Annotated in this window: 10 protein-coding genes and 1 riboswitch; all 10 genes read left to right on the top strand. The window is 35.4% G+C overall.

Features of this window, described 5'->3' with window-relative positions; genetic code table 11:
* The first annotated feature begins 50 nt into the window (after positions 1–50).
* A riboswitch (cobalamin riboswitch) is annotated at positions 51–237 on the top strand.
* A gap of 101 nt (positions 238–338) precedes the next feature.
* The 10 genes from H5J24_RS21215 (at position 339) to H5J24_RS21180 (ending at position 13,730) form a co-directional block, all read left to right on the top strand.
* A complete protein-coding gene (locus H5J24_RS21215) occupies positions 339–2,240 on the top strand; it encodes a TonB-dependent receptor plug domain-containing protein (RefSeq protein WP_283250740.1) in 1,902 nt (633 codons plus the stop codon).
* A gap of 148 nt (positions 2,241–2,388) precedes the next feature.
* Positions 2,389–3,525: a YncE family protein gene (locus H5J24_RS21210; RefSeq protein ID WP_068940368.1), complete on the top strand. Its 1,137-nt coding sequence runs from the start codon at positions 2,389–2,391 to the stop codon at positions 3,523–3,525.
* A gap of 15 nt (positions 3,526–3,540) precedes the next feature.
* Positions 3,541–4,284: a hypothetical protein gene (locus H5J24_RS26275; protein ID WP_429831838.1), complete on the top strand. Its 744-nt coding sequence runs from the start codon at positions 3,541–3,543 to the stop codon at positions 4,282–4,284.
* Positions 4,265–4,762: a hypothetical protein gene (locus H5J24_RS26270; protein ID WP_429831836.1), complete on the top strand. Its 498-nt coding sequence runs from the start codon at positions 4,265–4,267 to the stop codon at positions 4,760–4,762. Before H5J24_RS26275 ends, H5J24_RS26270 begins: the two co-directional genes overlap by 20 nt.
* A gap of 30 nt (positions 4,763–4,792) precedes the next feature.
* On the top strand, positions 4,793–7,036 hold the full coding sequence (locus H5J24_RS21200) for a DUF5074 domain-containing protein (protein ID WP_068940364.1): 2,244 nt from the start codon (positions 4,793–4,795) through the stop codon (positions 7,034–7,036).
* A 309-nt stretch (positions 7,037–7,345) separates the two neighbouring features.
* Positions 7,346–8,692, top strand: coding sequence for a hypothetical protein (locus H5J24_RS21195; protein WP_068940362.1), 1,347 nt, complete (start codon positions 7,346–7,348; stop codon positions 8,690–8,692).
* A gap of 899 nt (positions 8,693–9,591) precedes the next feature.
* A complete protein-coding gene (locus H5J24_RS21190) occupies positions 9,592–10,962 on the top strand; it encodes a lantibiotic dehydratase (RefSeq protein WP_283250739.1) in 1,371 nt (456 codons plus the stop codon).
* Positions 10,963–10,985: 23 nt separating this feature from the next.
* A complete protein-coding gene (locus H5J24_RS25740; protein WP_283250738.1) occupies positions 10,986–11,453 on the top strand; it encodes a lantibiotic dehydratase in 468 nt (155 codons plus the stop codon).
* A complete protein-coding gene (locus H5J24_RS21185; RefSeq protein ID WP_283250737.1) occupies positions 11,453–12,580 on the top strand; it encodes a thiopeptide-type bacteriocin biosynthesis protein in 1,128 nt (375 codons plus the stop codon). The genes H5J24_RS25740 and H5J24_RS21185 overlap by 1 nt, the downstream gene beginning before the upstream one ends.
* Positions 12,564–13,730 carry a sensor histidine kinase gene (locus tag H5J24_RS21180; RefSeq protein WP_068940356.1) on the top strand — a complete coding sequence of 389 codons (1,167 nt, stop codon included), beginning with the start codon at positions 12,564–12,566 and terminating at the stop codon, positions 13,728–13,730. The genes H5J24_RS21185 and H5J24_RS21180 overlap by 17 nt, the downstream gene beginning before the upstream one ends.
* Position 13,731: the final 1 nt, after the last annotated feature.

Genomic DNA, 13,731 nt, shown 5'->3' with positions numbered 1-13,731 from the left:
TGATTGATAATCATTTTATTCTGCATGACATCGTATCTGGTGGGAATTTTATATCTTTGCCGGAATTTGGTGAGCCATAATAAGCTCTTAAAAGGGAATCCGGTGAAAATCCGGAACAGACCCGCTGCTGTAAGCTCCGCACCAAAGTTTTTGAAAAATGCATCCACTGTTTTTAGGAATGGGAAGGATTTCAAAAATGGAGTAAGTCAGAAGACCTGCCAGAAATAATAAACGTTTGACGCTTTCGTGGAATAAAGCTTAGGACAACAATGATTCTGTGCAGTGACAGCTGTGCTTTGTCGTTGCTTTTCTTATATCCATTTGCGTCATCATGATCCATGAATGAGCTAATGGTAGCAAAACTAACTACATTTCAATTCCATACAATTGTTTTCACGGTATTCGTGTTAACCTCTCAAATTCTATCTTCCCAAACCAGGAAAAAAGACAGCATTAAAGGGGAAACCATAAAGACTGTCAATATTTACAAGAAGAACTTTAAAGAAATCATCCCTGCACAGGTCTTACAGGGTGAAGAACTCGAAAGGCTCAACAGTCATTCTGTTGCTGATGCTTTACGATATTTTTCCGGTGTTCAGATTAAAGATTATGGTGGCATGGGTGGTATGAAAACAGTCAATATACGAAGTATGGGAAGCCAGCATGTAGGCGTTTTCTATGATGGAATTCAATTGGGAAATGCCCAAAACGGACAGGTGGACCTGGGAAGATATTCTTTGGATGATCTGGAAGAAATTTCTTTGTACAATGGTCAGAAAAGTGAGATCTTCCAACCTGCCAAAGACTTCGGGTCATCAGGATCAATCTATTTACAGCCTAAAACACCAGTATTCACAGGAAACAGAAAAACCAATCTTACCATAAGAGCAAAAAGTGCTTCCATTGATTTATTTAATCCTTCATTCCGGTTAGAACAGAAGATATCAAAACGGATAGCAGCCAGTTTCAGTGCAGAGTTTCTCCAGAGTGATGGTCTTTATAAATTTCGTTATGGAAGAAAATATCCCAATGGAGCCACTGCTTCTGATACCATTTCCAAAAGATATGATTCCGACATTAAAGCAAAACGGTTTGAAACATCTGTGAATGGAACTCTGAACAACGGAAGCTGGAATATCCGTGGTTATGGGTATATTTCAAACCGTGGTATTCCGGCACCTATCGTGAAGAACCGTTTTAAAGCAAGAGGGGCAAGAATGCTTGATGAGAATTATTTTGTACAGGCCAATTTCAGAAAAAAGCTGTTTCCTAAGCTTGAAACTCAACTGAAGGCAAAGTTTGCTTATGATTACACTTATTTTAATGATACTGTATTGTCTCAGTCTGCAATGCCTGCCATCAATACTTATATTCAACGCGAGGTCTATGTTTCCTCTTCCAATCTATATTCAATTACTCCTAATTGGGATGTCAGTTTGAACGGAGATTTCCAATACAATACCCTTGATGCTGATTTGTATAATTTCTCTTATCCTACCCGTTATACAACCCTGGTTGCATTGGCTACTACCTATCAGTGGAACAGATTTAAATTCTTAGGAAGCCTGTTAGGGACATTTACTTCAGAAAAGGTAAAAATGAATTTCAAACCTGATGACAGAAGAGAATGGACACCTGCTTTCTTCATGAGCTATCAGCCCGCTTCAATACCTGAACTTACCCTAAGAGCTTTCTATAAAAATATCTTTAGACTACCCACCTTTAATGACCTGTATTATACCAGTGTTGGTAATACTTTTCTTAAACCGGAATTTACCCACCAGTATGATGTAGGTTTTACTTATCAGAAAAAATATGATAGATCTTTATTCAAAGGACTTTATATAAAAGTAGATGGGTATTATAACAAAGTGACAGATAAGATTGTGGCCATCCCAACAACCAATATGTTCCGCTGGATGATGCTCAATCTTGGAAAGGTTGAAATTATGGGAGCAGACGTAAATGTTCAAGCGGAATTAATGCTTGGAAAGGTGAAACTTAGACCATTATTGGCTTATACCTACCAGAGTGCTAAAGATAAAACCATTACTAAAGGATTTAAAGAAACCTATTATGGGGAGCAAATTCCTTATACACCAAGGCACAGCGGATCTTTTACCCTGATGGCAGATTATAAAGACTGGAGTTTTAATTACAGTACAATCTATGTGGGAGAAAGATATGACGGACAGCAGGATAATATCCGCTATAACTATATTCAGCCCTGGTATACCTAGACCTTTCTGTCCAGAGAAAACTAAACCTTGCGGGACATCCTTTTAAAATAAACCTTGAAATGAACAATGTTTTCAACCAATATTATGATGTGGTACTCAATTATCCTATGCCGGGAAGAAACTTTAGACTCACTTTAAATTTCACCTTATGAGAAAACTAAATATTTATTTTCTGTTTTTGACATTAATTGCCCTTGTTTCATGTCGTACCGATGATGTCATTATTCCCATGGAAGTAGTGGAAGGGCTTAATCCCGTTGAGAAAACAAAAATAAAAGGATTCTACGTATTGAACGAAGGAAATATGGGAAGCAATAAATGCACCCTTGATTTCTTTGATTATACCAAAGGAACCTATTTCAGAAATATTTATTCCGAGATCAACCCGAATGTTTTAAAAGAGTTGGGGGACGTTGGAAATGATATTAAAATCTATGGAAGCAAAATGTACATTGTGGTAAATGTTTCTAATACCATCGAAGTCTTGGAAGCGAAAACAGCCAAGCATATCAAGTCTATTTATCTACAGAATTGCAGATACATGACCTTTAAAGATGGGAAAGCTTATGCCAGCAGCTATGCCGGCCCTGTGGATATCAATCCGTTGGCTCCCAAAGGAAAAGTAGCAGAAATAGATACAATATCGCTGACTATTCAACGTACAGCAACAGTAGGATATCAGCCTGAAGAAATGGAAATTGTAGGGAATCAACTATTTGTTGCCAATTCCGGAGGATATATGGTTCCGAATTATGACAGAACCGTTTCAGTGATTGATCTGAACACGTTTACAGAAAAGAAAAAAATTGATGTCGCTATCAACCTTCACCGTCTTAAAAAAGACAATTATGGAGACCTGTATGTAACCTCAAGAGGGGATTATTATAACGTTCCTTCCAATTTATATCTGATAGATGCAGCAACAGGAAACATTAAAAAAGACTTTCATATTGCAGTGAGCGAAATGACTATTGTGAATGATAAACTGTATTACTACGGAAATGAGTTCAATTACAATACCCACTCCTATGTAAAAACCTATGGAATTATAGATGTAAAGACAGAGCAGGTGATTTCCAACAGGATTATTGATAAGGAATATGAAGACCTCATTAAAACACCCTACGGAATTGCTGTAAATCCTATTACAGAAGACATTTATATTACAGATGCCCGAAACTATGTATCCATGGGATTTGTGTACTGCTTTGATAAAAACGGACATTTTAAATGGAAGACCGAAGGCGGAAATATCCCTGCCCACTTCGCTTTTTTATACAATTAAACAAAACTGATAGACATGAATAAAAAAACAACTAAGTACATAACAGCCGGGCTTTTATCCCTTTTTTTAGCGGGTATGGTAGTTTCTTGCCAAAATGATGATGAGGTGGCAGTACCGGTTCCTGTTGATCCGGAAGTAATTCCCCCTTCATTTAAATTAGATACTGCTTATACTATTGAGCGTTTCAAAGTATTGAGCATTCCTACCAATATTTCCGGAAAAGTTACCTGGAGCATTAAAGATTCCATCATTTCCGAAAATGCTGAACTGGAATTTATCAGTACAAAGGCCGCTACTTATCCTTTAACATTAAAGGTAGGAACCAATAAAGTATTTCAATCCAAAATTGTAGTAACCAAAGAAGCAGGAACGCTGAGCAAATATATCTCTAAAGTATTTGATTTCCGTCCCGCAGTTGGCCAGTTTACGAATGATATTCCTGAATATGATCTTGGAAATACTGAGGCAGATATGATTAAGAAAGCCAGTAGTTATCTTGTAGGTTCCAATCCTTCAATGGTGAGCCTTGGCGGATACGGTGGTTATGTAGTATTTGGTTTTGATCATACCATTCCGAATATGGACGGAAGAGATTTTAAAGTGCTGGGAAATGCATTCTTCGGGAACTCTGCGAGTGATCCCCGTTCAGGAAACTGTGAGCCGGGAATTATCATGGTGGCTTATGACAAAAACAAAAACGGAAAACCGGATGATAATGAATGGTTTGAAATTGCAGGAAGTGAATACTTTAAAAAATGAAACCCTGAAAAATTACGGGATCACTTACTTCAAACCGGATGAAAATAAAATACCTGTACCTGGAAATGACAGCTGGCAAACCGATGTAGAGTATATCAAATGGCAGGATAATATTGGAAATACAGGATTTAAAACAAAAATGGTTTTTCATGCACAAAGCTATTACCCGCTATGGCTGTCAGATGCTTCCTTTGGATTTACAGGAACCCTACTTAAAAATAACTATTACGATCAGAGCGGAACAGGGAACTACTGGGTAGGGAAGTCTTATGATTTCGGATATGCAGATAATGCTCCCAATAATGATGAAGCTTCTAATATTGATATTTCCTGGGCGGTTGACAAGAACGGAAAATATGTAAAACTTCCGGGAATTGATTTTGTAAAAGTATACACAGGAGTAAATCAGGAAGCTGGCTGGCTGGGTGAAGTTTCTACAGAAGTAGCCGGAGCTTACGACTTACACTTAAAGAAATAACAAACGTAACATATATTAAAATTAGTAAGAATGAAAAAGTTTTATCTTTTTACTGTGCTTTTTTTGTTTGCATTTTTCACGAATGCCCAGATAAAAGTACAGGGAGTACCCCGGAATGATATTTCGGTAAATACTCCTTTAACCACTACCAATATTACAAATACGATCAGCTTTTCTGATATTCAGTACTGGGTAGGAACAGGTTCCAATCAGGCCGCATTTGTAGTGCAGTGGAATGACGGTAAAAATCCTGATGCTCTGGTATGGGGTTTCAGATGGGATGGCAATGCTACAGGAGAAGATATGCTTAAAGCGATTGCAAAAGCAGATCACAGATTCTTTACTCTAATGTATCCGGGAACTCCATACGGAACTGCAATAGGCGGACTTGGATTTGATTTGAATGGTCAGGATTCCAATGCTCTTATTAAAAGTGGGAATGCCACCTATCCGCTATATCCTGTGGATGGTATTGTAAAAACTACAGCCTATGATTTCGATGATTATACAGCAAAAGATGTAAATGACCACTGGAAGTCCGGCTGGAATAATGGTTTTTGGTCTTATCTGATTAAAAACCCTTCAGATTCCGATTTTTCCTCTTCGGGATCAGGATCTACAGGACGTATCCTTCAAAATGGATCATGGGATGTATGGAATTATAGTCCCGATTTCCAGACTCCCCCAATATCATCTACTTTAACACCGGTTTCCCCTTATGTAACCACAACAAATTTTACCAACGGCTTTTTTGTTGTAAATGAAGACTGGTTCGGACATGGTAACGGTTCTGTTAACTTTATTGATAACAACGGACAGATTAATTACAGAGCCTACAGCAGTGTAAATAATAACCATGCTTTCGGTGCTACCACATCACACGGAACTATTTATGGTGATAAATTCTATTTTGTTTCCAAGCAGGCTGCTGATGGTGGAGATACCCAATATACACCTGGAGGAAGATTAGTAGTTGCCAATGCAAAGACGTTGCAGAAAATTGCAACATTTAATACGATTGGAACAGCAGACGGAAGATCTTTCCTTGGAGTTGATGAACATAAAGGATACATTGGAACATCTAAAGGAATCTATTTATTTGATATTGATAATCTGCAAATAGGAAGTCTAATCAATGGAACAGGAACAGCACAGATCGGAAATATGATCCGTACTTCAAAATATGTTTTTGCAGTGAATCAAACGGCAGGAATCCAGATTATTGACCCTAATACCAATACGGTTATCAATACCATTGCTGGCTCTTTCCATTCTATTGTTCAGGCTAAAGATGGAAGTGTTTGGGCAATTCAGAGCCAGAAGCTAGCCAATATTGATCCTTCAACTTTTGCAGTACAGTACTATAATATTCCAACTTCAACCTATTCAGGATCATGGGGAGCATGGAATGCAGGAAGTTTCACTGCAAGTAATACTGAAAATACATTATATTGGATGAAATCAGGAAATCAGATTGCAAAATTTGATGTAACCAGCAAAGTATTCAATGAAACCTTTATTACACTACCAGGACAGACAGGAGCTTATAAACAAATCCCTTACGGGGCAGCACTTCGTGTAAATCCGGCTAATGGAAATCTTGTTGCCAATACTACAGAAAGCGGATTTGGAGCTCATTTCCAAAAAAACTGGATTCACACATTTAACTCAGGTGGAAGTCTAATTGATACCAAAGTATTGAATGACTATTACTGGTTCCCTTCTGTAACCGTATTCCCGGATAATACTGCTCCGGTAGTAAGCAATACTTTCCCGTCTCAGGTTACAGCCTCTGGTATTACAACTATTGATCTTAAAACGTTGATTTCTGATGAAGACAGCTTTGGCTCTTCTATTGTGAAATCTGTTAAGTCAAATAGTAATCCATCAGTAGTTTCTGCTGATATCAATTTTAATGAAGAATTGGTACTTACTCCAATAGGTTCAGGAACATCAGATATTGTAATCAGCTTTAACTCAAACGGAAAAGTAGTAGAAAGAACACTCAAGGTAAACAGCACTACTTCTACATTAGCAACTGCTGAGGTGAAAAAACTGGAGTTTGGCATCTATCCGAACCCGGTTACAGATATTTTGTATATCAAAACTCAGGAAAAAGTGGTAAACGTTTCTATTTATGATGCTTCAGGTAAGTTTATCAATACTCAGTTTAATAATGGACAAGTAAATGTAAGCATGTTACCGAAAGGAATATACATCCTAAAAGCTAAAACTGATAAAGCAGTATATCAGCAAAAACTGATTAAAAATTAATTTTAGCATAGCTAATTTTTGTTTCACTCTGACCCGGCCAATTCATAGCCGGGTTTTTTTTGACCCCAATAACATGTCTTTTATCTAGTATTGTTTATGAAAAAAATGAAAATATTGTGTTTTTATTCAAAAATTTAGAGAACGTTTGCGATAAAAATACTAGGCTTACACCCTTTTAGTTATTGAGGTTGTAGAACGCATGTAGAGAGTCTAAAGCATGAATGATAGGGCTTATGTAGTACGTGTGAGGTATGTTTATTTTTTGCTGTTGGAGTTCATAAACTATAATTTTGCTGAAAACCAAAAAAAATGAAAAAAAATTTATTACTCCTGATATTCTTTGCGAATATCTTATTTTCGCAAGTAGGTATAGGTACAGCCAATCCCAGAGGTGCGCTAGACGTCAATAAGGAAACAACCAATAATATGGGATTGGTTCTTCCTACCAATGCAGATCCCCGCAATATGATCAACCCAATGGGTGGAAATGTTGCAATAGGAACTATTATGTATGATTCTACATTAAGCTGTGTAAGAGTTTTCAAACCTACAGGATGGTCTAATTGTTTGTGTGACCAATGTGGTCCGACACCAGGCTTTGCTTTGGATTGTTCCAGTGGAGCTGTTAGTGGAGCTTTTATGGCAAATACACTTAGTACTGGTACAAAAGTCATTAATTACACAAATGCTACCGGACAATCTTATGGAGCGATATCAGCTGCTTCAACAGTTGTGTCTGGACTTACTGCATCTGCTCCAGCTGGAACATTAGTTAACGGTAGTGGAAATATAACCCTCAGTATTTCCGGAACTCCATCTTCTTCAGGTATGGCAACTTTTACCATAAATATTGCAGGTCAGTCCTGTAGTTTTTCTGTGAATGTAAGTACTGGGGTTATTCCGAAAAGAACAATTCTTTCTCTAGGTGGTGGAATGTACACTCCTAATCCAAGTAATACAACAGCTCCTACTTCCATATTACAATCATCAGCTAATTTTGGCCCTACAGGAACCGTTCCATCACAGGGATTTGATATTAAGGCAGTAGGAACGGCACAGGGTAATTTGGCAGCTAATATTGCAGCCCATAACCCCTATATGATTATTTTTACCTGGGATTATAGCTCCAATGCTGCTGATGCATTAGCGCTTAAAAACTATCTCGATAACGGAGGAAGAGCAATGATCTTTCTGCAGCAGGCACAACCTAACCAGCTGCTTAGCCAGATTTTTGGAAGCCCAACCACTAATAATGGAGCCACTGGTACTGGGTTTGTTAAACAAATAGCCAATATTAACCATCCTATCCTTAATGGCCCTTTTGGAGATGTAAGAGGAAGGCTGGTAGGAGATGATAATGATGATGCCAGTTCTTATACCAATATTAATATTAACAGTTCCAATGTTGAAATTCTGTCAACAAACAATGGTCAGATCGTTGGTTTTGTTCACAAAACTTATAAACTATTCTTCTGGGGAGATGGTGGATTTCCTTTGGGGGCAGTCAATAATACTTCTAAAGGATCCTTTCCAGCAGGAGTAGATGCATCTGGTAAACCGATCCCTAAAGATAATTTCGGTACTGGTACTTCAGCATCATCTGTAGTTTATAATAGTATTTTGTATGCTAATGCAACAGCTTGGATGATGCAGTAAATAAAAACATTCCTATTAATATTTGTTTTGGCACTGGAAATCTTAAAACAGTTTTGATTGCGTATCACAAGTCTATTTTAATTGTACACAAGTGCGGATAAGGCAGGTTTTAGTAACCTGTCTTATTTTTTGTTAAGAGGTTTTTTGCTGACGATCAAATATAATATAGGTTATATATTTTACTTCATAAAAGTACCATCACCAGTGATTCAATAGATTTTTGGGATTCAGAAAGCGGTATGTGGATAATGAACACGGATACAAAAACCGTAATTTCTGAAATGGCAATCAATAGAGGAACTTCAGTCAATTAAAGCTCTGTTTTTTAGAATTGGTGATTGTTCCAAATATGTCTGCCAGTGAATATATTCAAATTATATTAAATGCAGTGGGTACCTCTACTATATCCTGAAATGTAAATCTTACTTTGATGGGCAGCGGAACATCATGTACAATTCCGATAAAAACTAATTAATAATGTATTGAATCTAGCACTTCTAATGGAAAAGAGTCCGGTATATCTTGTATTTCTTCTAATCTTACGGTCTTTAAAGCTTCAATGTAAAATTTTTTATCGAATTTTTTGTTCATGGTAATTGTTTTATTTAATAAAGTTGATCGTTATAAATATCTGATTGTAAGTTCAAAAGTATATAGGTTGTCTGTAGCATGAAATTTTTTTCGATGAAATCTAATTTATATCAGGTGAAATTCTGTTTTCAGAAGATAAATCATATGAGAAATCAAATTATCCGCATATGATTGATATAATTATCAGATACTTAGCAAGCATTTGAAATCCCTTTATAATTGCTCCGCAATATTTTATAAATACCTCTCTGTTTAGATATATTTATAATATTTTTGCTTAATTCTAATAAGCAAGAGATTCAAGGTGTATGAAAAAATATGAGACCTATGATAAATATCTCGTAAGAAAACCACTGTTTTCCTACGAAATATTATTTAATAATGATGGAACCAGAAATATAGAAGATGTAGTGGAAGAACTTATACAGAATGATTCTTTTGTGACATCTATATATTGGAGTTCGCCGGATTTGTATGATACCATTATCAACTATAGAGAGAAAAAACTTAAAGAAGATAAAATTCCAAGGTTAATTCATACCCTAAAAAAATATGCAATCCGTACCAGTACAAGATGTACACCGTATGGAACAATGGCAGGCGTAGCTCTGCAGCATATAAAAAATAAACATGAGCCGGAGCCAATTTCCAGAAAAGCAAGAATCGATATGGATTTTCTTGCAGAAATTAAATTTCATATCGAGAATAATGAAAATATCAGGAAGAAGTTAAGGTATAAAGTAAATAATACACTAGATAAAATTCCCGGACAATATCGATATCAGGAGCTGGTAAGAACTGACAATGAAGAAAAGTATCAATTGTCATCACTGGAAATGAATGAATATCTTGGGAGGATATCAAAAATTTCTCATTTGATGAAGTATTATGAAATCATGGACTTACTCTCCACCGATTTTGATGAGAATGAGATCTTGGATTTTATTGATGAATTGATTGATATTAAATTCTTAGTAAGTGAACTTCAGCTCACTCTTACATCAGATAATACAGCGAATATTAAAACGGTATTGCAGTCGCTTTTAAATGAAGAAGTATATGAAGCAGAAGTATATCTGAATATTTTAAATAAAATTGATCAGTGTATTTCCATAATAGAAAAAACACCCATTTCCTATCTTCCCATATCCGAAATTTCCGAGATTAAAGATTTAATCAATGCCATCGGAATTGAAAAAACACATTTTTTTCATGTGGATATGAAACATTCTCCAGAAAGTAGTTTTGAACCGGATGAGAAAATGCTTCGAAATATCAATACTTCGATTTCCATATTACATACATTGAGATCAGGAAATTCAGTACAGAAGGATTTAGATATTTTTAAAAAGCATTTTAATACCAAATACGAATCAAGGGAAGTTTCCCTTACTGAAGTATTGGATTCGGAGTTTGGAATTGGGTTTCCAACAGGATCGCAGATTGGGAATTTTCAGGGAAATCCTCTTATAGAAGGTCTTTCTGCCAATAAAAATGCTGCAGGAAAACAGGCAAATACTCCTAATTTAGATTTTATTTTAGATCTTATTGAAGAAGATAAGAAAAGAGTTATTAATCTGGAAAATATCAATTTAAAACCGGATGAAACTTCTTTAAAACTTCAAAACTTTTGTATTGTAGGTTCTCCGGTTAAGGATCAATTTTTTTGCAGAATATAGGAACAACCGGTGCAAATTCCATAATGGGAAGATTTGCTTTGCTGGATGACAATATCAAAGATTTTTGTAGCGAAATTCATCAAAAAGAGCAGGACTGCTCTACTGAAATCATTTTTGCCGAGATTATTTATATTCCTGGAAAACGTACTGCAAATATTACCAGAAGACCCCAATTCACAGAATATGAAATCCCGATTTTTGCAGGGACCGGCAATCATGATAAAGAAATTTTATTGAACGATATTATGGTGTCAGTAAAAGGGGATGAGATCATTTTAAGGTCTAAAAAGCTTAATAAAAGAATTATTCCAAGACTTTCAAATGCACATAATTTTTATAATAGTGAAAATGCTGCGTATAAGTTTTTGTGTGCCATTCAGGTGCAAAATCAAGATAATATCAATCTGAATATCAATTATTCAAAGCTTAAAAAAGATTTATCCCCAGAATTGCTTATAGAAATATTATTTTACATCGCGCGTGTTGGGTGATGTATGAGAATGACATTCTTGCAATCAAAAAATCAAAAAAACCAATATCGGCCTTAAAAGACTTTTTCCAAAAATGGGATGTTACAAAATATGTTGTACTCGTTCAGGGAGATAATGAACTTTTCTTAGATATTACGAATGATACCTATCTTCTATTGCTTCTTGATGAACTAAAAAGTAATACAATGATACAGCTCTCAGAATGGTTGTTATCTGCTGATGGAGAAGAAAATTATAATCAACAAATTGTTCTTCCATTAGAAAATAAAGAAGCAGCCTCCCCAAATAGTTTATTACAAAATAAAATCCCATCCATACAACGGAGTTTTGCACCCGGAAGTGAATGGTTATATCTGAAAATATATTGTAATTCGAACATTTCAGACAGCCTGTTGTCTGAATTAAAACCAGTTTTGGATGAACTAATTGCCGAAAATCAAATTAAAAAAGCTTTTTTCATCAGATATACAGATCCTCATTATCATATCAGGCTGAGACTTCATATAAGAGAACCCCAATTATTTGCTGCAGTGCTTCAGAAGTTGTATGAACATCTTAATCCTTATTTTCAGGAAGAAACGATCTGGAATTTGCAGTTGGATTCTTATCACCGGGAAATCGAAAGATATCAACCGGAATGTATGGAAGCTGCTGAGGAGGCTTTTTATTATGACAGCCTATTAGTCCTGAACTTATTGGGGAAAGAAATCTTCTTAGATAATGAAAATGTAAGATTATTTGCAGCAGTAAAAAATGTAAACTCCTGGCTTTCGGTATTCGGATTATCTTTACAGGAAAAACTCGATTTTTGTAAAACAATGGAGAGTGTGTTTTTAAAAGAATTTTCTTCAGAATTAAAAGCCCATATTAATTCTAAATATAGAATGTTAAAAGAAGATTTGCATTTATTCTATACAGGAAATACATGGGAAGAGGAGTTGAATGAGCGAGATCAATATGTAAAGAAGCTGAAACTCGAAAAAGAAGCTCTTTCAAGTTATATACATATGAGTATTAATCGATGGTTTTCTTCTGAACAACGTGCTTTGGAACTCATGACCTATTCATTTGCAGCAAAATATTATAGTAGAATTTTAAGTCAATTAAATAATGCAGACATCAGTTAAAGGAATCACTCCTTTTTTAGAAAGAATCTCTCAACTAGATTTTGAGAAATTTTATACTCCGGCCAATAGAATTCTTTGCCACACATTGATGTGGATTTTCTTTAGTGCACTATTTTTCCTGAATTTTTGGGTAGAGCTAAAGATGTTATCCACATCCAGTTTATTAATGACTTTGCGTGGGACTATCAACAATATGACGGTTTTTTATTTGTTTTTTTATGTTGTAATTCCCAGAATATTTAAAAGTAAAACCTGGAGCATCCTTTTAATTCTTCTTTGTATCCCGCTTTCGATCTATGTTTGGTTATCTGTCAACTTTTTCCAGTATAACATTTTGAATTATTTCGGAATTGATATTCACGAAGGTCCATTGAAAGGACTGATAAGCAAAAATGCCAACCAAAGTTATCTGCAGGCCCTATCACTTAAGAATGTTTTTGGGAACGCAATGCTGGTTATTTATTCCTTTTCGCCGCCTTTCTTTGTGAAAATATTGTTTGATATTACAAGACTTTTTAACAGAACCATCTATTTCCAGAAGCAAACCTCAGAACTTGAACTGCAGAATCTTAATATTGAAAAAGATTTTCTTAAAGCACAGCTGAATCCCCATTTCCTTTTTAATACTCTGAATAACCTGTATGGGCTGGTGGTAAAAAAAGATCCTAGTGCTCCGGAAGCAATTATTAATATCTCAGACCTAATGGCATATACATTATATGAGTCTAATACTGAAAAAGTTCCGATTGAAAAGGAACTTGATTTTATAAGGAATTATTTTTACCTGGAAAGAATGAGATATTCTGCAGATAAAGACATTACATTGGATATTTCTCTTCCTGAAGATATTGGAAATACAATGATTGCTCCGCTCTTAAGCTTTACTTTCATTGAAAATGCATTTAAGTATGGACTGAAGTCGGGAAATGATAATTTTTTGAAAATAAATATCCATATTGTGAATAATATTTTTTATTTTGCCATCGAAAATGATAAAGATAAAAACTCTAAAAAAACAACAACTTTAGGGGGAATAGGAGTGAAAAATATAGAAAAAAGATTAAAACTTTTATACCCAAATAACCATGAAATACTGATAGAAGACAGAGAAACCAGTTTTTTTGTCTCTCTCTCTATAAATTTGACCTAGG

It is taken from the genome of Chryseobacterium capnotolerans (genome assembly GCF_021278965.1).
Classification (GTDB): Bacteria; Bacteroidota; Bacteroidia; order Flavobacteriales; family Weeksellaceae; genus Chryseobacterium; species Chryseobacterium capnotolerans.
The sequence above is the reverse complement of the archived record's forward strand: the minus strand, read 5'-3'. Positions and strand labels throughout refer to the sequence as shown.

Excerpts from the sequence above, each read along its gene's own strand:
- H5J24_RS21210 (WP_068940368.1), top strand. The coding sequence starts at position 2,389 with ATGAGAAAACTAAATATTTATTTTCTGTTTTTGACATTAATTGCCCTT.
- H5J24_RS21200 (WP_068940364.1), top strand. The coding sequence starts at position 4,793 with ATGAAAAAGTTTTATCTTTTTACTGTGCTTTTTTTGTTTGCATTTTTC.
- H5J24_RS25740 (WP_283250738.1), top strand. The coding sequence starts at position 10,986 with ATGGGAAGATTTGCTTTGCTGGATGACAATATCAAAGATTTTTGTAGC.
- H5J24_RS21215 (WP_283250740.1), top strand. The coding sequence starts at position 339 with ATGAATGAGCTAATGGTAGCAAAACTAACTACATTTCAATTCCATACA.
- H5J24_RS21195 (WP_068940362.1), top strand. The coding sequence starts at position 7,346 with ATGAAAAAAAATTTATTACTCCTGATATTCTTTGCGAATATCTTATTT.
- H5J24_RS26275 (WP_429831838.1), top strand. The coding sequence starts at position 3,541 with ATGAATAAAAAAACAACTAAGTACATAACAGCCGGGCTTTTATCCCTT.
- H5J24_RS21185 (WP_283250737.1), top strand. The coding sequence starts at position 11,453 with ATGTATGAGAATGACATTCTTGCAATCAAAAAATCAAAAAAACCAATA.
- H5J24_RS21180 (WP_068940356.1), top strand. The coding sequence starts at position 12,564 with ATGCAGACATCAGTTAAAGGAATCACTCCTTTTTTAGAAAGAATCTCT.
- H5J24_RS21190 (WP_283250739.1), top strand. The coding sequence starts at position 9,592 with ATGAAAAAATATGAGACCTATGATAAATATCTCGTAAGAAAACCACTG.